The sequence below is a fragment of the Streptomyces sp. TSRI0107 genome (assembly GCF_001905845.1).
In the GTDB taxonomy this organism is placed as follows: Bacteria; Actinomycetota; Actinomycetes; order Streptomycetales; family Streptomycetaceae; genus Streptomyces.
This window is the reverse complement of the sequence record NZ_LIVZ01000007.1, coordinates 544590-564504: the sequence shown is the minus strand read 5'-3', so window position 1 is coordinate 564504 and position 19915 is coordinate 544590. Positions and strand designations below refer to the sequence as shown.

15 protein-coding genes are annotated in these 19915 nt (G+C 74.5%); 2 read left to right on the top strand and 13 right to left on the bottom strand.

Annotated features, from left to right (window positions below):
• Positions 1-17: 17 nt before the first annotated feature.
• Positions 18-1010 (bottom strand): hypothetical protein, encoded by a 993-nt coding sequence (locus AMK31_RS21850; RefSeq protein ID WP_158074545.1) that lies wholly within the window; start codon positions 1008-1010, stop codon positions 18-20.
• 336 nt (positions 1011-1346) lie between these two features.
• Here AMK31_RS21850 and AMK31_RS21845 point away from each other — a divergent pair, with 336 nt between their 5' ends.
• Positions 1347-2258 (top strand): SCO1860 family LAETG-anchored protein, encoded by a 912-nt coding sequence (locus tag AMK31_RS21845; protein WP_073942267.1) that lies wholly within the window; start codon positions 1347-1349, stop codon positions 2256-2258.
• A 49-nt stretch (positions 2259-2307) separates the two neighbouring features.
• On the opposite strand, the gene cobC is transcribed toward AMK31_RS21845, so the two are convergent.
• From cobC to cobM, 5 genes are all read right to left on the bottom strand, one after another.
• The gene (cobC, locus tag AMK31_RS21840) at positions 2308-3366 is read right to left on the bottom strand and encodes an Rv2231c family pyridoxal phosphate-dependent protein CobC (protein ID WP_241842690.1); all 1059 of its coding nucleotides are present in this window, start codon (positions 3364-3366) and stop codon (positions 2308-2310) included.
• Positions 3356-4300: a sirohydrochlorin chelatase gene (locus AMK31_RS21835; protein WP_073942265.1), complete on the bottom strand. Its 945-nt coding sequence runs from the start codon at positions 4298-4300 to the stop codon at positions 3356-3358. Before AMK31_RS21835 ends, cobC begins: the two co-directional genes overlap by 11 nt.
• 85 nt (positions 4301-4385) lie before the next feature.
• Positions 4386-6068: a precorrin-3B C(17)-methyltransferase gene (cobJ, locus tag AMK31_RS21830; protein WP_073942264.1), complete on the bottom strand. Its 1683-nt coding sequence runs from the start codon at positions 6066-6068 to the stop codon at positions 4386-4388.
• Positions 6065-7303: a bifunctional cobalt-precorrin-7 (C(5))-methyltransferase/cobalt-precorrin-6B (C(15))-methyltransferase gene (locus AMK31_RS21825; protein WP_073942263.1), complete on the bottom strand. Its 1239-nt coding sequence runs from the start codon at positions 7301-7303 to the stop codon at positions 6065-6067. Before AMK31_RS21825 ends, cobJ begins: the two co-directional genes overlap by 4 nt.
• Positions 7300-8118, bottom strand: coding sequence for a precorrin-4 C(11)-methyltransferase (cobM, locus tag AMK31_RS21820; protein WP_073942262.1), 819 nt, complete (start codon positions 8116-8118; stop codon positions 7300-7302). The genes AMK31_RS21825 and cobM overlap by 4 nt, the downstream gene beginning before the upstream one ends.
• 101 nt (positions 8119-8219) lie before the next feature.
• On the opposite strand from cobM, the gene AMK31_RS21815 reads away from it, so the two are divergent.
• Positions 8220-8987, top strand: a complete 768-nt coding sequence (locus AMK31_RS21815; RefSeq protein WP_073942261.1) for a ZIP family metal transporter — start codon at positions 8220-8222, stop codon at positions 8985-8987.
• Positions 8988-9004: 17 nt separating this feature from the next.
• Here the strand turns inward: AMK31_RS21815 and cobI are convergent, their stop codons facing one another.
• The 7 genes from cobI to AMK31_RS21780 are packed head-to-tail and all read right to left on the bottom strand — an operon-like array spanning position 9005 to position 19816.
• Positions 9005-9754: a precorrin-2 C(20)-methyltransferase gene (cobI, locus tag AMK31_RS21810; RefSeq protein WP_073942435.1), complete on the bottom strand. Its 750-nt coding sequence runs from the start codon at positions 9752-9754 to the stop codon at positions 9005-9007.
• Positions 9751-11100 (bottom strand): cobyrinate a,c-diamide synthase, encoded by a 1350-nt coding sequence (locus AMK31_RS21805; protein ID WP_073942260.1) that lies wholly within the window; start codon positions 11098-11100, stop codon positions 9751-9753. The genes cobI and AMK31_RS21805 overlap by 4 nt, the downstream gene beginning before the upstream one ends.
• Positions 11094-11693 carry a cob(I)yrinic acid a,c-diamide adenosyltransferase gene (gene cobO, locus AMK31_RS21800; protein ID WP_073942259.1) on the bottom strand — a complete coding sequence of 200 codons (600 nt, stop codon included), beginning with the start codon at positions 11691-11693 and terminating at the stop codon, positions 11094-11096. The genes AMK31_RS21805 and cobO overlap by 7 nt, the downstream gene beginning before the upstream one ends.
• Complete coding sequence (locus tag AMK31_RS21795; protein WP_073942258.1) at positions 11693-13687, bottom strand: putative cobaltochelatase; 1995 nt, start codon at positions 13685-13687, stop codon at positions 11693-11695. Before AMK31_RS21795 ends, cobO begins: the two co-directional genes overlap by 1 nt.
• Positions 13684-17334: a cobaltochelatase subunit CobN gene (gene cobN / locus AMK31_RS21790; RefSeq protein WP_073942257.1), complete on the bottom strand. Its 3651-nt coding sequence runs from the start codon at positions 17332-17334 to the stop codon at positions 13684-13686. The genes AMK31_RS21795 and cobN overlap by 4 nt, the downstream gene beginning before the upstream one ends.
• The gene (locus tag AMK31_RS21785; RefSeq protein WP_073942256.1) at positions 17331-18875 is read right to left on the bottom strand and encodes a cobyric acid synthase; all 1545 of its coding nucleotides are present in this window, start codon (positions 18873-18875) and stop codon (positions 17331-17333) included. Before AMK31_RS21785 ends, cobN begins: the two co-directional genes overlap by 4 nt.
• Positions 18872-19816, bottom strand: coding sequence for a cobalamin biosynthesis protein (locus AMK31_RS21780; RefSeq protein WP_073942255.1), 945 nt, complete (start codon positions 19814-19816; stop codon positions 18872-18874). Before AMK31_RS21780 ends, AMK31_RS21785 begins: the two co-directional genes overlap by 4 nt.
• Between the last annotated feature and the right edge of the window lie 99 nt (positions 19817-19915).

Sequence of the window (19915 nt, the reverse complement as noted above, 5' to 3'; positions counted from 1 at the left end):
GGGATCATGGATTTACCTCACTGCTCCGCACACCCTGACCCGTAGCCGCACGGCTTCTTGATCAGGATGAGGCTCCCGCTGCCGCCCTGCGGGTACTGGAAGCTGAGCGAGGGAGTCCTGATGCTTTCGAACCCGGTCTTGGGGTCTGTGGGGCCTGGTCCGAGTCCGCCTCCGCCGAGGATGCGATTCAGCTCGGTCCCCGGTTTGGTGAACACCTGGCTCCGTGCTGGGCCTTGCTGCGCGACGTCGAACCGGAAGGTGAGCGCCGCAGTGCCTTTGTCGCCTTCGTACCACACGATGACGTCGACCCTTCCGGTGGAGGTGAACCCGAGCCCTTCGTTGAGTGAGGAGAAGGGATTCTTCCTGGCGGGCACCCGAACCGTCAGGTCGCCCACTCCTGCGTCGTCGATGCGACGATCGTGGGTGATGTCCGGGATGAAATGGACCGGCATGTCCGCTGACCGGAGACTGTCGACGTACGCGCGGTCGTCGATGTAGATGTCCAGCGGGTAGATGTGGAACGCGCCTGGAATGTCCAGACCGGCCGCGGCGGCGTCAGCCGGTTCCCGCACCAGGATGCTCGGGATGTTCACCAGAGAGGTTCGCTGTGACACCTTGCCGTCGATGGCGAAGTTCTCGTTGCAGACGTTGACGAACACGAACACACCGTCATTTTCGCTCCCCAGTCCGAGAGCCGAGGCGGGCACGGGTTCGTATCCCTCCGGAAGGAGCGGAACCAGCTTGGCCTTGTCGACGCGAACGGCGTTGGCCATCTCGGTCGCGAACGACATCCGGTAGTTGTGCAGGACCCTGGCACCCGGCGTGGCGGCGGGTTCGGCCGATGTCCGGTCGATGCCTGACCGGCAGCTCCTCGCCCCGTCCCCGGTACGGCCGGCGTTCGCTGACGCGGGTACGGCTGCCAGCAGCGCCACCAGAGTGGTCAGCAGCGCGAGCAGCCCTGTCGCCGCAGGTTTCGATCCCCGCCTGCCTCTTGTCCGAAACGGATGCATGTGCCACCTCAGGCGTCGAAAGCGCGCGGCCGTTCACGCTCCGGCCCGCGCCGGGCGGAGTGAATTACATCCATCTCGTGACGCTCAGCGATGGCCCGCAACCGCTCGGCGGTCGGATTGCTGCAGATGAGCGGCGCGCCGAGTGCGGTGGCCGCCAGGTCCGGATACCTGCCCTGCTTGAGAACCGGCCGCCGAGAGTCAGGAACGAGCGCCAATCGAACGTCCGGCCGCAAACCGCTCGATGGGGTGAAGTGAGGTGAGAGTGCTGACCGTTCACTCCTGAGGCGTTTCATCCTTTCGGGGTCCTCAGCACTTTTCCTCAGGGGAGTCCCGACCTTGAACGGCACCCGATTCCGCATGCCCGCGCGCAGACTCGTCACCGTGGCGACCGCCACCGCCCTCGCCGCCGGTCCCGCGGCCCTCGCCCACGCCACCCCCGCCACCGGCGGCGAGGGCCGCGCCACCGCGGTGGTCCTGCGCACCGGGCTGGACGTCTCGCTCCTGAACAAGACCGTGAACGTCCCCCTCGCGGTCTCCCTCAACGACGTCCAGGCGCCGCGGAGCGCGGAGAAGACCGCGCTGACCGCACGGCTGGACGGCGTCGACGGGGGCGAGCCGTTCAGCGTGCTGCAGGCGGACGTGGCCCAGGCGAAGGCGACGGTGGCGGACGGGAAGGCGGAGGGCAGCACGCGCCTCGCGCACGCCAAGGTGCACGTCCCCGGCCTGCCGCTGCTGTCCCTCATCGAGGTCGAACAGGTCACCTCCACGGCGACCTGCGAGGCCGGGAGGACGCCGGTGGCCGAGTCCGACCTGCTGGGCTCCGTCACGGTGCTCGGCAAGCGCGTCAGCCTCACCACGGGCGGCCCGACCGACGTGCGGGTCCCGGGCGTCGGCGAGGTCCGGCTCGACCTGTCGAAGCGCGAGACCACCGCCCGAACGGCCGCCGCGACCGCCCTCGAACTCACGGTCTCGGTCAACCCGTTGAAGCTGAACGTGGCCGAGGTGCAGGGCACGGTGACCCTCGCCGCGGCCACCTGCGAAACGCCTCCGGCCCCCGCAGCCGCCGAATCCCCGGCGTCCGCCACTCCCGCCCCGGCCGCCGGCATCGAACCCCAGGGCGCCCCCGCCACCCGGGCCGACCTGGCGGAAACCGGCGGCAGCTCCCTGACTCCCTACCTCGCGGCAGGCGCGATCGCCCTCCTCGCGGCGGGCGGGGCGGTGGTGGCGCGGGCGCGCCGGCGGGGGTGATCCCGGGGCGCTGAGCCGCGCTGAGGCCGGGGGCGGGGGAGCCCCGGCCTCAGCCGGCCGGCAACGCCTGTGCCAGGGCTGCGAGGAAGCGGTCCACCGTCGCCCGGTCGCGCACCGCCAGGCGCAGCCACTCCTCGCCCAGGCCGGGGAACGTGTCCCCGCGCCGCACGGCGAAGCCCAGGTCGCGCAGGCGGTGCCGCACGGCGGCGGCGCGGGGCAGCCGTACGAGGACGAAGGGGCCGTCCGCGGGGGTCACCACGCGCAGTCCCGCCGAGGCGAACTCCCCGAGCCCGGCCACGAGGTGGGCCCGGTCCGCGGCGACGCGATGTGCCGCGTGGGCGGCCTCCGCCAGGGCCCGCGGCGAGACGCACGCCTGAGCCGCCACCAGCGCCGGCGTGGACACCGGCCACAGCGGCTGGGCCCGCTCCAGCTCCTCGATCGTCTCCGGCGCGGCGAGGACGTAGCCGATCCGCAGCCCGGCCAGCCCCCACGTCTTCGTCAGACTCCGCAGCACCACCAGGCCCGGCACATCCGTCCGCCCGGCCAGCGCCTCCCGCTCACCGGGCACCGCGTCCATGAACGCCTCGTCCACGACCAGCGTCCGCCCGGAACGGGCGAGTGAGGCGATCGTGCCGGCGGTGTGCAGGACCGACGTCGGGTTCGTCGGATTGCCGATCACCACCAGGTCGGCGTCCTCCGGGACCGCGGCGGGGTCCAGCCGGAACCCGTCCTGCTCCCGCAGCACCACGCGGTCGACGCTGTGCCCGGCGTCCCGCAGCGCGGCCTCCGGCTCGGTGAACTGGGGGTGCACCACGACCGGCCGCCGCACCTTCAGCGCCCGCGCCAGCAGCACGAACGCCTCCGCCGCCCCGGCCGTCAGCAGCACCCGCGACGCCGGCAGCCCGTGCCGCGCGGCCACGGCCGCCCGCGCGGCCCGCCCGTCGGGGTAGGCGGCCAGCCCGTCCAGCGACCCGGCGATCGTCTCCCGCAGCCACGCCGGGGGTGTGCCGGCGCGTACGTTCACGGCCAGGTCGACCAGCGCGGAGCCGTCGTCGCGGACCTCCGCGTCCCCGTGATGCCGCAGATCGTGCCCGTCGTCAGTGCGCATGGCTGTGGGTGTGTCCCCCGTGGTGGTGACCGTGGCCGTGGCCATGGCCGTGGTGGTGACCGTCGTCGTCGGGGTGGAAGTGCGGCTGCTGCGGCATCCCCACCTTGTCCTCGAAGCCGGGCAGCGCGATGCGGTACACGCACGAGTCGCAGTTCATCCGCAGATCGCCCTTCAGGGCCTCCTCGTACCGTTCCATTACCAGGTCCAGCAGCTCCGGCTCCGGCCCGATGACGTCCGCCGACCGCACCTCGACCTCGGGGTGCGCGGCCGCCCAGCTCTCGGTCTGCTGCCGCACCCGGTCCGGCAGGATGCCGGTGAACAGGAAGTACGGGAGCACGACGATCCGCTTCGCGCCCAGCCGGGCGCAGCGGTCCAGCCCGCCCGGCACGTCCGGTGCCGCCAGCGACACGAACGCCGTCTCCACCCCGGCGTATCCGCGCCCCTCCCACAGCAGCCGCGCCGCCTTGTGCACCTCGGCGTTGGCGTCGGGGTCGGTGGACCCGCGCCCCACCAGCAGCACGGTCACGTCCGCCCGCTCCTCGGGGGTGCGCCCGGCGCCGCCCAGCGCCTCGTCCAGCCGCCGCTCCAGCACCGCCAGCAGCGAGGGGTGCGGGCCGAGCGGACGGCCGTAGGTGTACGAGATGCCGGGGTGCCGTTCCTTCTCGCGGGCCAGCGCCGCCGGGATGTCCCCCTTGGCGTGCCCGGCGGACACCAGCATCAGCGGGACGGCCGCGAACCGGCGTACGCCCCGCTCGACCAGCTCGGTCACCGCCTCGCCGAGCGGCGGCGGGGACAGCTCGATGAAGCCGCCCGCGACGGGCAGTTCGGGGTGGCGGCGCCCCAGCTCCCGGACGAAGTCGCGGAACGCCTCGGCTCCGGCGTCGTCGCGGGTGCCATGGCCGGCGATGAGCAGGGCGGGCGGCGGGGTGGTCACGGTTTCTCCTCGGAGTGCGAAACGGGGTGGTACAGCGGTGCGGCGGGCGTGGCGGGCGTGGCGGCGGTGCGGCGGGCCGCGCGGCTCACCGGGGTTCCTCCTGCCAGCGGTAGCCGCGGGGCGTCACCATGCGGCCCGCGATCTCACGGGTCGCGGTGTTGCCCACGGTCACCACCGTCATCATGTCGACGGTCGCCGGATCCAGCGCGCCCAGCGTGGTCAGCCGGCTGGACTCGTCCGGCCGGGAGGCGTTCCGTACGACACCGACCGGCGTCGCCGGATCCCGGTGCCCGGCGAGGATCGCGAGTGCCTTCGGCAGCTGCCAGTCGCGGCCCCGGCTGCGCGGGTTGTAGAAGGTCACGACGATGTCCGCCTCGGCCGCGGCCCGCACCCGCCGTTCGATGACCTCCCACGGCGTGTGCAGGTCGGACAGGCTGATCGAGACGTGGTCGTGGCCGAGCGGCGCGCCGAGGATCGCCCCGGCCGCCAGCGCCGCCGTGACGCCCGGCACGCCGACGACGTCGATGTCGTCGGACGCCTCGGCGAGCGCGGGGGAGGCCATCGCGTACACGCCCGCGTCCCCGCTGCCGATCAGCGCGACCGCCCGGCCCTCGCGGGCCTCGGCGACCGCCGTCCGCGCCCGCTCCTCCTCGGCGCCCAGCCCGGACTCCAGGATCCGGGTGCCGGGCCGCAGCAGGTCGCGGATCTGGTCGACGTACTGGTCGAGCCCGACCAGCACCGACGCCCGCTCCAGCTCCGCCCGGGCCCGCGGGGTGAGCAGGTCGCGGGCGCCCGGCCCGAGCCCGACCACCGCCAGCCGCCCGCGCCCGGGCCGCCGTACGACCGCGCAGGTCGCCATGGCCGGCCGGGCCGAGGACTTGCGCTTCGGCACGAGGAGTTCACCGCCGCCCAGCAGCGCCGCGGCCTCCGCGACCGACGGCGTGCCGACCGCGGCGAGCGGCGCGTCGGACGGGTTGGGGACCTCGACCCGGGCCAGCTCCTCGGCGCCGTACGTCACCAGCGGCACCCCCAGCCGGGCGGCCGCCCCGACGATGCCGGGCTCCTCCGCCTTGGCGTCCACGGTGGCCAGCTCGGCGACGCTGCGGGGCGACAGCCCCGCCTCCCGCAGCGCCTCCTCGATCAGCCCCAGCACCTCCTCGGCGGGGGCGCCCTTCGAGGCGCCGACACCGACGACGAGCGTCGGGGGACGCAGCAGCACCTCCCGCTCGGCGGGCTCGACCGCGCGGTCCGTCACCCGGATCGCGTACGGCCCGTCCTCGGCGACCGGCAGCGGCGGCAGCGGCCACGCCACCTCCGCCCGCAGCGCCACCGGCTCCCCGTCCAGCAGCGCCCGCGACACGGCGGCGACCGCGCCCTCCACCGGCAGCCCGAGCGTGTCCAGCCCGGCGATGCCGACGGCGTCCGTCGCGGTCGTCACCACCGGCTCGGCGCCCAGCACCGCGCCCACCTCGCGCGCGAGGTCGTTGGCGCCGCCGGCGTGCCCGCCGAGCAGCGACACGGCGTACCGCCCGCCCTCGTCGACGCAGACCACGCCCGGGTCGGCCGTCTTGCCGTCCAGCAGCGGCGCGACCAGCCGGACGACGGCCCCCGTCGCCAGGAAGCACACCAGCCGCTCGCACTCGGAGAACGCCCGCCGTACGGCGTCCCCCACGGGTCCGTCGTACACGCGCGTGCGGTCCGGCCACGCCGCGGCCAGCCGGTCCCGCGCAGCCGCGCCCGCCGCGGTGGCGGAAATGAGGCCGATCACTGGGCAACTCCTTCAGTACAGGCGTGAGGCCGCACGCCCCACAGCAGGAAAACGGGATTGGTCGCCGCGAGCCGGGTCACGTCCCCCGGCAGCGGCGCGAGCCGGGACGACTGCAACAGCACCCCGTCGCAGGTGAACCCGGCGTCCGTCAGGGCCTCGCGGGCGGCCGGCACCCGGTCGAGCGCGGCCATGGCGACGACCACCGTGCGCCGGGCGCGCCGCGCGCAGGCGGTGACGATCTCGGGCAGCTCCCGCCCGCCCCCGCCGACGAACACCGCGTCCGGGTCGCCGTCGAGGCCCGCCAGCGCGTCCGGCGCCGCCCCGTGCACCACCCGCACGTCCACGCCGTGCGCGGCGGCGTTGGCGCGGATCCGCTCCACACCGTCCGCCGCCTTCTCCACGGCGACGGCCGCAGCGCCGAGCCGCGCGCACTCCACGGCCACCGAGCCGGAGCCCGCGCCGACGTCCCACACCAGGTCGCCGAGCCGGGGGCCCAGCCGGGCCAGGGCCAGCGCCCGCACCTCGAACTTGGTGATCATCGAGTCGCGGTGCGCGAAGTCCGCCTCGTCCAGGGCCCAGCCGGCGGGCCCCGGCGCCGGGCCGGCCACCGTGCGCACCGCGCCCAGCGCCCGCTCCGGGTCCAGGCACAGCACGACGCTGACCGCCGTGCCCCAGTCGCGGGCCGCCGCCTCCGCGGGCGTCACCCGCACCACGCGCTCCCGCTCCGGATCGCCGAGAGCCGACGCCACGACCAGGACCCGCCCGGTGTCCCGCAGCGCCGCACCCAGCTCCGCCGGTCCCGCGCCCGGCCCGGTCAGCACCGCCACCTTGGGGTGCGCCCGGCACACGTTCACCGCGGTCCGCGGATCACGCCCGTGCGCGCTCACCACCACCGCGTCGTCCCAGGGCAGCCCGGCCCGCGCGAACGCGGCGGCCACCGAGGACACCCCGGCCCGCACGTCCAGCCGCTCCGGCCCGAACCGCTCGGCCAGCACCCGCACGATCCCGAGGAACCCGGGGTCGCCCGAGGCCAGCACGACCACGGACCGGTCCTTCCCCGCGTACTCCTCGATCGCGTCCAGCGCGGGCGCCAGCGGGCCGAGCACGATCCGCTCGGCGCCCTCCGGCAGCCGTACGGCGTCCAGGTGCCGCTGCCCGCCGACGACCAGCTCGGCCGCCGACAGCACGTCCCGCGGCACGGGCGCCCCGGTGCCAGTGCCGACCACCGTGATCACGTCTGGGCACCCCGCGCGCGCAGCGCCCTGCGGGCCTCCGGGTCGGCCTTGCGGTACCCGTGGAAGTGCCCCGGGTGGTACAGGTGCGAGCGGGTGCCGTGCGCGTCGAGGGCCGGGCCGACCAGGAACAGCGTGTGCTTCCACAGCTTGTGCTCCTTGACCGTCTCCTCCAGCGTGCCGATCGTGCACTTCACGACCAGCTCCTCGGGCCAGGTCGCCTGATGGGCGACGACGACCGGCGTGGTCGTCGGGTAGCCGCCCTCCAGCAGCTCCCGCACCAGCTGCCCACTGCGCGCCGCCGACAGGAAGACGGCCATGGTGGTGCCGTGCCTGGCGAACTCGCGCACCTCCTCACCCGGCGGCATCGGCGTCTTGCCGCCGCCCAGCCGGGTGAGCACCACGGACTGCGCGACCTCGGGGATCGTCAGCTCCCGCTGCGCGAGCGCCGCGACCGCCGAGAACGACGACACACCGGGCACCACCTCGGTGGCGATGCCGATCGCGTGACAGCGGTCCAGCTGCTCCTGGGTGCCGCCCCACAGGGCCGGGTCGCCGGAGTGGATCCGGGCCACCTTCAGCCCCTCGGCGTGCGCCCGCTCGTAGACGGCGACCACGTCCTCCAGCGACATCGTCGCCGAGTCCAGGATTTGCGCGCCCTCCCGGGCGTGCTCCAGGACCTCCGCCTGGACCAGGCTCGCGGCCCAGATCACGACGTCGGCCTCGGCGATCGCGCGCGCGGCACGGAAGGTCAGCAGGTCGGCGGCGCCGGGGCCGGCACCGACGAAGGTCACCTTGCCGGCGGGGGTGTCGGCCATGGATCGGTTCCTCTCGTACGGAAGTTCACAGGGGGCGGCGCGGGTCAACGCGCGCGGCGTCGGATGTGCGCGACCGGGTGCGCATCGGATAGCAAGGGCACATGGCGGTCTTCGTCGCGCTCGGCGCGTTCCTGATGACGCTGGCCGGCGGCTGGACGGCGCAGCGCGTGACGGACCGCCGCCATCTGGTGCTGGGCCTGGCCGGCGGCCTGATGCTGGGCGTCGTCGGCCTCGACCTGCTGCCGGAGGCGCTGGAGGCCGCGAGCACCGAGGTGCACGGCGTACCGGCGGCCCTGCTGCTGTTCGTGGCCGGTTTCCTCGTGGCCCATCTGGTGGAACGTCTGCTGGCGGCCCTCCCCCGAGCTCTCGACTCCGCTCGAGCAGGGGGGACCCCCATGGCCGCGCACGGGGGAGCGGAGCGCGACGGCCGGACCCCCGAAGTGGGCCTCACCGCGGCCGCCGCGATGGTCGGCCACAGCGCCATGGACGGCATCGCCATCGGCGCCGCCTTCCAGGTCGGCCACGGCATGGGCCTCGCCGTCGCGCTGGCCGTCATCGCCCACGACTTCGCGGACGGCTTCAACACCTTCACCCTCACGACCGTCTACGGCAACGCCCGCCGCCGCGCGATCGCCATGCTCGTCGCCGACGCGGTCGCCCCCGTCGTCGGCGCGGCGTCCACGCTGCTGTTCACCGTCCCCGAACCGGTGCTCGGCGGCTACCTCGCCTTCTTCGGCGGCGCGCTGCTCTACCTGGCGGCCGCCGAGATCCTGCCCGAGGCCCACCACGAACACCCGGCCCGCTCGACCCTGCTGTGCACGGTCGCGGGCGCGGGCTTCATCTGGCTGGTGGTCGGCATCGCCGAGTGACCGAGCCTCGGGGCAGGTCACAGCTTGCCGCCCCGCCCGCCGTCCCGCCGCGCGGGCGCGATCAGCGTCGACAGATACGGCAGCGCCGCCCCGTCCAGCTCGGCGGCCGGCCGGATCGACTCCTCCGGCAGCCCCAGCGCCGACCCCCACACGGCCCCGTCGATCCGCCCGCTGTCCCGCAGCGCCTCCGCGACCTCGGCGGCCTGCCGCCCGAACTTGTACGCCACGACCGTCCCCGGCCCGTTCAGCGCGTCCTTCAGCACGGCCGCGCCCGCCGTCACCGGCACCAGCGTCAGCGGCTCCGTGCCCTCCGTCAGCACGGCACCCGAACGCGCCGCCAGATCCTGCATCGCGGTGATCCCCGGCACGGTCTCCACGACCGTGCCCGGCACCAGCTCGGCGACGGTCTGCGCGAGATACGTGAACGTCGAGTACACGTTCGGGTCCCCGATGGTCGCGAACGCCACCGCGCCATGCGCCCGCAGCAGCCCGGCGACCCGCTCCCCGGCCGCGTCCCAGGTGGCCTCCCGACGCGCCCGGTCCGTCCGCTCGTTCAGCGCGAACACCACCCGGACGACCTTCTCCTCGGGCACGTAGTGCAGCACGGTCGCCTCGGCCCGCCCCCGCTCACCGCCATCCGTCCCATCAGGCGCAGCCATCACCGGCACCACGACGACATCGGCGGCCCGCAGCGCGTTCACGCCCTTCACGGTCACCAGTTCCGGGTCACCCGGACCCACCCCGACCCCGATCAGCCTGCTGCTCATGACGTCCGGCACCTCTCCACGAACCGACGGGCGACACCGGGCTCGGACGCCCAGTGCGTGTGCAGATAACTCGCGTGCACACCACGCTGTACGAAACCTTCGACGCGCCGCTCGGGCGCCCGTACCCCCCACGCCGGGGCGGCCCCAGCGCCCGGCTCGACGACCGTGCGGTGGAACTCGTGCCCCCGCATCCGCGTCCCGGCCGCCGCCAGCACACTGTCGCCCACGGCCACCGCGTCCCGGTAGCCCAGCGTCAGCCGCTCGCTCATCCGCGCCGAGGCGTCCAGCACCCCGCACATCGGCTGCCCGTCCAGCTCCCGGCACAGATACAGCAGCCCCGCGCACTCGGCGGCCACGGGGGCCCCGGAGCGCACCAGTGCGCCGACCGCCGCGCGCAGCGGCTCGTTGGCGGACAGCTCACCGGCGTACACCTCGGGGAAGCCGCCACCGATCACCAGCCCCGCCGTGCCCTCGGGCAGCCGCTCGTCCCGCAGCGGATCGAACGGCACCACCTCGGCACCGGCCGCCGTCAGCAGCTCGGCGTGCTCGGCGTAGGAGAACGTGAACGCGGGACCACCGGCCACGGCCACCACCGCCCGCTCGCCGACGGGCACCACCGGCGGCTCCCACGGCTCGCACGACAGCGCGCCCGCGCCCCGCGCCAGCCCCGCCAGCGCGTCCAGATCGCAGCCCGCCTCGACCTGCGCCGCCATCGCCGCCACGGCCTCCACCGCCGCCGCCCGCCGCTCGGCGACCGGCACCAGACCCAGATGCCGCGACGGCGTGTCCACCTGCTTCACCCGCCGCAGCACCCCGAGCACGGGCACCCCGGACGCGTCCAGCGCCTCCCGCAGCAGCGCCTCGTGCCGGTCCGAACCGACCTTGTTGAGGATCACGCCCCCGATCCGCACCTCCGGATCCCAGGACGCGAAGCCGTGCACCAGCGCGGCCACCGACCGCGACTGCGAGGAGGCGTCCACCACGAGCACCACCGGCGCCCGCAGCAGCTTCGCCACCTGCGCGGTGGACGCCAGCTCACCCTCCCCGGCGGCCCCGTCGTACAGCCCCATCACGCCCTCGACCACGGCGATGTCACAGCCGGACGCGCCGTGCGCGAACAGCGGACCGATCAGCTCCGGACCGCACAGGTACGCGTCGAGGTTGCGCCCCGCGCGCCCGGTCGCGAGCGCGTGGTAGCCCGGGTCGATGTAGTCCGGCCCGACCTTGTGCGGGGACACGGCGAGCCCCCGCGCGGCGAACGCGGCCATCAGCCCCGTGGCGACGGTGGTCTTGCCGCTCCCCGACGCGGGGGCGGCGACGACCAGCCGGGGAACGGACGTCACCACTCGATGCCCTTCTGGCCCTTCTGACCGGCGTCCATCGGGTGCTTGACCTTGGACATGTCGGTCACCAGGTCGGCGAAGTCGACGAGCTTCCCCGGCGCGTTCCGCCCGGTGATCACCACGTGCTGGGTGCCGGGACGGTCACGGAGCACCGCCACCACCTCGTCGGTGTCCACCCACCCCCAGTGCATGGGGTACGCGAACTCGTCGAGCACGTACAGCCGGTACGTCTCGTTCGCCAGGTCCCGCTTGACCTGCTCCCAGCCCTCGCGGGCCTTCTCCTCGTTGTCCATCTGGGCGTCCCGCTGGACCCACGACCAGCCCTCGCCCATCTTGTGCCAGTCGACGGTGCCGCCCTCGCCGGAGGCGCCCAGCACCCGCAGCGCGTTCTCCTCGCCGACCTTCCACTTCGCCGACTTGACGAACTGGAACACCCCGATCGGCCACCCCTGGTTCCAGGCGCGCAGCGCCAGCCCGAACGCGGCCGTCGACTTGCCCTTGCCGATCCCCGTGTGCACCACGACCAGCGGACGGTTCCTGCGCTGACGCGTCGTCAGCCCGTCGTCCGGGATGACGCTCGGCTGTCCCTGCGGCATTACGCGGCCCTCCTCTGTACGTCCTTCACCAGCCCGGCGATGCTGTCGGCCCGCAGCTCGTCCAGCGTCACCGCGGTACCGCCCAGCTCACCCGCGAGCTTCCCCGCGAGCCCCAGCCGCACCGGCCCCGACTCGCAGTCCACGACCACCGACGCGACCCCGTCCGCCGCGAACAGCCCGGCCGCCCGCGCGGCCAGCGCCACCGGCTCCGGACCGCCCGTCGCCCGCCCGTCCGTCACCACCACGACCAGCGGACGCCGCGCCGCGTCCCGCAGCCGCTCCACCCGCAGCACGTCGTGCGCCTTCAGCAGCCCCGCCGCCAGCGGCGTACGGCCACCGGTCGGCAGCGACTCCAGCCGCGCGGCGGCGGCGTCGACGGACGAGGTCGGCGGCAGCGCCACATCGGCCGCCGATCCGCGGAAGGTCACCAGCCCCACCTTGTCCCGCCGCTGATAGGCGTCGAGCAGCAGCGACAGCACGGCACCCTTCACCGCGGTCATCCGCTGCCGGGCGGCCATGGAGCCGGAGGCGTCGACGACGAACAGCACGAGGTTTCCCTCGCGGCCCTCACGGGTCGCCTGCCGCAGATCGTCCCGGCGGACCACCAGCCCGGGCCCCGACCGCCCCCGCGCCCGCTGATGCGGCGCCGCCGCCTGCACGGTCGCCGCCAGGTGCAGCTTGGTCAGCGTGCCCCGCGGCCGCCGGGCGCCGGTCGTCCGGCCGTGCTCGGTCCGCGCCCGCGAGCGCCGCCCGGCGGCACCCTCACCGATCCCCGGCACGCTCAGCACCTTCGTACGGAACGGCTCGGCCGCCCGTACGGGCGACTGCTCACCGGCGCCGGACGCCTGCGGCTCGCCGCCCTCGCCGGCCTCGGGACGCGCGGCGGTGTCACCGCCCTGCGGGCCCGCGTCCGGGGAGGGCTGCCCGCCGCCCCCGCCGCCAGGACCGTCGGGGTCCGAATCCGGGTCCGGGTCGTCGTTCTCCCCGGAGAACTCCTCCAGGGTCTGGTCCAGCTTGTCCTCGTCGAGCCCGGGGGCGTCGAACGGGTTACGGCGCCGCCGGTGCGGCAGTGCCAGCAGCGCCGCCTGCCGTACGTCCTCGGCGAGCACGTCGGTCCGGCCCGCCCACGCGGCCAGCGCGGTCGCGGTGCGCGCCATCACGATGTCGGCGCGCATCCCGTCCACCTCGAAGGCGGCACAGGTCGCCGCGATCTGCCGCAGCGCGCCGTCCCCGAGCCGTACGGACGGCAGCAGCTCCCGCGCCGCCACGATCCGCTGCCGTACGGCGGCCTCCTCCTCGGCCCAGCGGGCCGCGAACCCGGCGGGGTCGTCGTCGTGGGCGAGCCGCCGGCGTACGACCTCCACCCGCTGCTCCGGCTCCCGCGAGGCCGCGACCTCCACGGTCAGCCCGAACCGGTCGAGCAGCTGCGGGCGCAGCTCGCCCTCCTCGGGGTTCATGGTCCCGACGAGCAGGAAGCGGGCCGCGTGCCGCACGGAGACGCCCTCCCGCTCGACGTACGAGGCGCCCATCGCGGCGGCGTCGAGGAGCAGGTCGACCAGGTGGTCGTGGAGGAGGTTGACCTCGTCGACGTACAGGATTCCGCGGTGCGCGTCGGCGAGCAGGCCCGGCTCGAACGCCTTCACGCCCTCCGCGAGCGCCCGCTCGATGTCCAGCGAGCCGACCAGCCGGTCCTCGGACGCACCGACGGGCAGCTCCACCATGCGCGCGGGCCGCAGGGCCCCCGCGCCCGGCTCGTGCGGCCCGTCCGGGCAGCCGGCGTCCGGGGCGGCCGGGTCACAGGAGAACCGGCACCCGGGGACGACGTCGACCTCCGGCAGCAGCGCGGAGAGCGCACGGACCGCGGTGCTCTTCGCGGTCCCCTTCTCGCCGCGCACCAGCACACCGCCGACCGCCGGGGAGACCGCGTTCAGCAGCAGCGCGAGCCGCAGATCGTCCTGGCCGACGACGGCCGTGAAAGGGAACGGGGTGCTCACTGGTCGTCCTCCAAGTCGCCTTCCAGCTCCAGGTAGGTGGCACGCAGCCGCTCCAGCGTGTCCGCGTCCGGCTCGGCCCACAGCCCCCGGTCCGCCGCCTCCAGCAGCCGCTCGGTGATGCCCCTCAGCGCCCACGGGTTGGACTTCTTCATGAAGTCCCGGTTCTCCGGGTCGAAGACGTACTCGGCGCTGAGCTTCTCGTACATCCAGTCGTCGACGACGCCGGCGGTGGCGTCGTAGCCGAACAGGTAGTCGACGGTCGCCGCCATCTCGAAGGCGCCCTTGTAGCCGTGGCGCCGCATCGCCGCCATCCAGCGCGGGTTGACCACGCGGGCGCGGAAGACGCGGTGGGTCTCCTCGCCCAGGGTGCGGGTCTTCACCTGGTCGGGCGTCGCCGAGTCGCCCACGTACGCCTCGGGGTTGGCGCCGGTGAGGTGGCGGACCATGGCGACCATGCCGCCGTGGTACTGGAAGTAGTCGTCCGCGTCGACGAGGTCGTGCTCGCGCGTGTCCACGTTCTTCGCGGCGACCGCGATCCGCCTGAACGCCGTCTCCATGTCGCCGCGTGCCGCCCGCCCGTCGAGCCCGCGGCCGTAGGCGTAACCGCCCCACACCGCGTACACCTCGGCGAGGTCCGCGTCGGAGCGCCAGTTGCGGGCGTCGATCAGCGGCAGCAGGCCCGCGCCGTACGCCCCCGGCTTGGAACCGAAGACCCGGGCCGTGGCCCGGCGGCGGTCGCCGTGCTCGGCGGTGTCCTCGTCCACGTGCGCCCGCACGTAGTTGGACTCGGCCGGCTCGTCCAGCTCGGCCACCGCCCGCACCGCGTCGTCGATCAGACCGACCACATGCGGGAACGCGTCCCGGAAGAAGCCGGAGATGCGGACGGTGACGTCGATGCGGGGCCGGCCCAGCTCTTCCAGGCCGATGACCTCGAACCCGGTGACCCGCCGGGACGCCTCGTCCCACACGGGCCGACACCCCAGCAACGCCAGGATCTCGGCGATGTCGTCACCCTGGGTGCGCATCGCCGAGGTGCCCCAGACGGTGAGGCCGACCGACTTCGGGTACTCCCCGTTGTCGGCGAGGTACCGCTGCACCAGGGAGTCCGCGAGCGACTGCCCGACCTCCCAGCTCAGCCGGGACGGGATCGCCTTGGGGTCGACCGAGTAGAAGTTCCGGCCGGTGGGGAGGACGTTGACCAGGCCGCGGGTCGGGGAGCCCGAGGGGCCCGCCGGGACGTAACCGCCGTCCAGCGCCTTCAGGATGTGACCGATCTCGTCCGTCGTCCGGGCCAGCCGCGGCACGACCTCGGTGCAGGCGAACTCCAGCACGGCGAGGGCGTCGGGCAGCCGCGTGCCGAGGACCTCCCGCACCAGCCCGGGCACCGCGGAGACCTCCCAGTCCCGCTCCTCCATGCCCTCCGCGATCCGCCGGCACAGCTGCTCCAGCAGGTCGATCGCGTCGGAGGCGGTCCGCGCCGGGCCGTCCACCAGGTCCGTCAGCTCCGCCGGCACCTTCACCGGCGCGCCCGGCTCGGCCAGCAGTTCCTTCTCGGCCAGCCCGAAGTGCGCGGCCAGCGCGGACCGCAGACCCGGCAGCGCGTTCGCCTGCCCGCCCCACACCTGCGAGGCGCGCAGCACGGCGAGCACCAGGTTGACGCGCGGTTCGCCGACCGGCCCGCCGCCCAGGACGTGCAGCCCGTCGCGGATCTGCACGTCCTTGATCTCGCACAGGTAGCCGTCGATGTGCATGACGAACTCGTCGAACTCGTCGTCGTCCGGCTGCTCGTCGACATGCAGGTCGTGGTGCAGTTCGGCCGCCTTGACCAGCGTCCAGATCTGCGCCCGCACGGCCGGCGCCTTCGCCGGGTCCAGGTCGGAGACGAGCGCGTACTCGTCGAGCAGCTGCTCCAGCTTGGCCAGGTCGCCGTAGGTGTCGGCGCGGGCCATCGGCGGCACCAGGTGGTCGACGACGGTGGCGTGGCCGCGCCGCTTGGCCTGCGTGCCCTCGCCGGGGTCGTTGACGATGAACGGGTAGATCAACGGGAGGTCGCCGAGCACGGCGTCCGGCGCGCACCCGCCGGACAGCCCGAGGCCCTTGCCGGGCAGCCACTCCATCGTGCCGTGCTTGCCCATGTGGACGATCGCGTCGGCGCCGAAGCTGTTCTCCAGCCAGCGGTAGGCCGCCATGTAGTGGTGGGACGGCGGCATGTCCGGGTCGTGGTAGATCGCGATCGGGTTCTCGCCGAAGCCGCGCGGCGGCTGGATCATCACCACGACGTTCCCGAACCGCAGGGAGGCGAGGACGATGTCGTCGCCGTCGACGTACAGGCTGCCCGGCGGTTCGCCCCAGGCCTCCCGCATGGCCTCACGCAGCTCGGGGTCGAGCTTTTCGAACCAGGCCCGGTAGTCGGCGAGCGGCACCCGCGCGGGCGCGGCGGCCAGCTGCTCCTCGGTCAGCCACTCCACGTCGTGTCCGCCGGCCTCGATGAGCCGGTGGATCAGCTCGTCGCCGCCCGCGGGGTACTCGGTGAGTCCGTACCCGGCGTCGCGCAGCGCGTCCAGCACCCGCACCGCCGACGCGGGCGTGTCCAGGCCGACGGCGTTGCCGACGCGGGAGTGCTTGGTCGGGTAGGCGGTGAAGACCAGCGCGATCCGCTTGTCCGCGTTGGGCTTGTGCCTGAGCCGCGCGTGCCGTACGGCGATCCCGGCGACCCGCGCCGACCGCTCCGGGTCGGCCACGTACACGGGGACGTCGTCCGGGCCCTGCTCCTTGAAGGAGAACGGCACGGTGATCAGGCGGCCGTCGAACTCGGGGATCGCGACCTGCATGGCCGCGTCCATGGGGGACAGGGCGGCGTCCGACTCGTCCCAGGCGGCGCGCGAGGAGGTGAGGCACAGGCCCTGCAGCACGGGGACGTTCAGGTCGGCGAGCGCGCCGATGTCCCAGGCCTCCTCGTCGCCGCCGGCGGAGGCCTGCGAGGCGTGGGTGCCGCCCGCGGCGAGGACGGTGGCGACCAGCGCGTCGGCCGACCCCAGCAGCTCGTACAGCCCGGCGTCGGCGCCCCGCAGCGAACCGCAGTACACGGGCAGGGCGTTGGCGCCGTGCGCCTCGATCGCGTCGCACAGCGTGTCCACGAAGGCGGTGTTGCCGCTCAGCTCGTGGGCCCGGTAGAAGAGCACGCCGACGGTCGGGCGGCCCGGCCGGAGCGTCCGGTCCCCGTGGACGCCGTACTCCGGCATCTTCCGCGGCTCCTCGAAGCCCTCACCGGTGAGCAGCACGGTGTCCGACAGGAACCGGGCGAGTTCGGTGAGGTTGGCGGGCCCGCCCTCCACGAGGTACTTCAGCGCCTCCGCCACCACGCCGGCGGGAACCGACGACTCGGCCATCAGCTCCGCGTCCGGCACGGCCTCCCCGCCGAGCAGCACGGTCGGGACCCCGGCCGCCTTCAGCGCGGCGAGCCCGTCCTCCCAGGCGCGCTTGCCGCCCAGCAGCCGTACGACGGCGATGTCGGCGCCCTCGATCAGGCCCGGCAGCTCCTCCCGGACGTCCACCCGGGTCGGGTTGCCGATCCGGTAGGCGGCCCCGGAGGCGCGGGCCGCCAGCAGATCCGTGTCGGCGGTCGACAACAACAACACTGTGCTCATGCGGGCGCTCCCGGTGGAATGAAAGGCAGTCCTTGCGGCGCGCCCGACTCGATGAGCCGCCACAGCGCGTCCGTGTCCGCGTGCTGTTCGATCAGGTCGCCGAGCCGGTCGAGCTGCTCCTCGCGCAGCGCGGCGAACGAGGTGTCCGGCGCCGGCACGAAGCGGCGGCCCGCGGCGGCGGCCACCTCGCGCAGGAACGCGCGCCGGAAGCCGTCGGACTCCAGCGAGCCGTGCCAGTGGGTGCCCCAGGTCTGTCCGACCCGGCAGCCGTCCAGGAAGGGTTCCCCGCCGAGGACTTCGGCGACGCCGTGGTGGATCTCGTACCCCTCGACCGGCTCGCCGAGGGCTTCCCCGACCGGCCGGGTGAGGGTCTTCTCGCGGGCGAACCGCACCCGCACGGGCAGCACGCCGAGCCCGTCGACGTGGCCCCGGCGGCTCTCGACGTCGTCCTCGATGTGCTCGCCGAGGATCTGGAAGCCGCCGCAGATGCCGAGAACGGGCCTGTGCTCGGCGGCCCTTCGGACGATGGCGTCCGCCAGCCCCCGCTCCCGCAGCCACTCCAGCGCCCGCACGGTGCCGCGCGTACCCGGCACCACCACGAGGTCGGCGTCGGCCAGTTCCTCCGGCCGGTCCACGAACCGCACCACGACGCCGGGTTCGGCGGCCAGCGCGTCCACGTCGGTGAAGTTGGACATCAGCGGCACCGCGCACACGGCGACCCGCAGCACGTCCTCGCCGACCGGCGGGGCGACCGCCGACTCCCGTACCGTGCCGCGCAGCGACACCCTCCCCCACGCTCGGCTTCGCTCGCGCGGGGGGACCCCCATCCCGTCCTCCTCGTCGATGCCGAGGCCGTGCCGGAACGGCAGGACGCCGTAGGCGGGCCGCCCGGTGAGGTCGCGGAGCATGTCGAGGCCGGGTTCGAGGAGGCCGACGTCCCCCCGGAACTTGTTGACGAGGAACCCGGCGACCAGCGCCTGGTCCTCCGGCGACAGCAGCGCGACCGTGCCGAAGAAGGAGGCGAAGACGCCCCCGCGGTCGATGTCGCCGACGACGAGCACGGGCAGACCGGCGCCCCGCGCGATGCCCATGTTCACGATGTCCGTCCGGCGCAGATTGATCTCGGCCGGACTGCCCGCCCCCTCACAGATCACCGCGTCATACGTGCCCCGCAGTTCGGCGAGACAGTCCAGCACCGTGCCGAGCAGCCGCTGCTGCCGCCCGCCGTGGTAGCCGCGCGCGCTCATCTCGCCCACCGGCTTGCCCAGCAGCACCACCTGGCTGCTCTGCTCACCGCCGGGCTTGAGCAGCACCGGGTTCATCAGCGCGGTCGGCTCGATGCGGCAGGCCTGCGCCTGCATGGCCTGCGCCCGCCCGATCTCCGCGCCCTCGCGCGTCACGAACGAGTTGAGGGACATGTTCTGCGCCTTGAACGGCGCCACCTTCACGCCCTGCCGCACCAGCCAGCGGCAGATCCCGGCGGTGACGACGCTCTTCCCGGCGTCGGAGGTGGTGCCGGCGACCAGCAGACCGCCACTCATGAGGTACGCCCCTTCCCGAGGAGCCGGCCGGCCGCGCACACGCCGAGCGCGAGCAGCCCGACGCGGCGCGAGAGCCGTACGGCCCGTTGGATGTCGGTGACCCGGACGGCGCGTCCGGCGTCCCCGTTGAGCACGGGCCGGTGCTCGACCCGCCCGCCGTAGGAGAGCGTGCCGCCCAGCCGCACCCCGAGCGCCCCCGCGAACGAGGCCTCCACGGGCCCGGCGTTGGGGCTCGGATGCCGGTGCGCGTCGGCACGCCAGGCCCGCACCGCGCCCCGCGGATCCCCGCCCGCCACGACCGCGAGCACGGCGGTCAGCCGCGCCCCCGGCCACCCGGCGACGTCGTCCAGCCGCGCGGAGGCCCACCCGTAGCGCCGGTAGCGGGGCGACTTGTGCCCGACCATGGCGTCCAGCGTGTTCACGGCACGGAACCCGAGCAGTCCCGGCACCCCGCCGACGGCCCCCCAGACCAGGGCGCCCACGACGGCGTCAGAGGTGTTCTCGGCGACGGACTCGACCACGGCCCGGGCGATGCCGTCGGCGTCGAGCGCCTGCGGATCACGCCCGCACAGATGCGGCAGCCGCGCCCGTGCGGCTTCCACGTCGCCTGCTTCCAGAGCCCGCCCGATGGCCGCGGCCTCGCGCGCGAGCGAAGTCCCGCCGACCACCGCCCAGGTGGCGGCGCCGGTCAGCGCGACGGAAGCGGCGGGGGAGGACCGTACGGCCCGCGAGGCCACGGCTCCCAGCGCGACGGCGCCACCGGCGCACACGACGGTGTGCAGCACGCCCCGCCCCCGGTGATCCCGGTACAGGACGCGTTCGACGGCGGACGCGGCCCGCCCGAACGCGGCGACCGGATGCCCACGGCGCGGATCGCCGAACAGCAGGTCACCGAGAAGGCCGGCGGCGGCGCCGTACGCGAAGACGCGATCGGCACGCATCGGGCTCAGCCGGCCGTGGGGGCGGGCAGGGCCCTGGTACCGAACCTCAACCTCGAACGGCGGCAGCCGAGCATCGCGTTATGTCCTCACTCAGGGTGT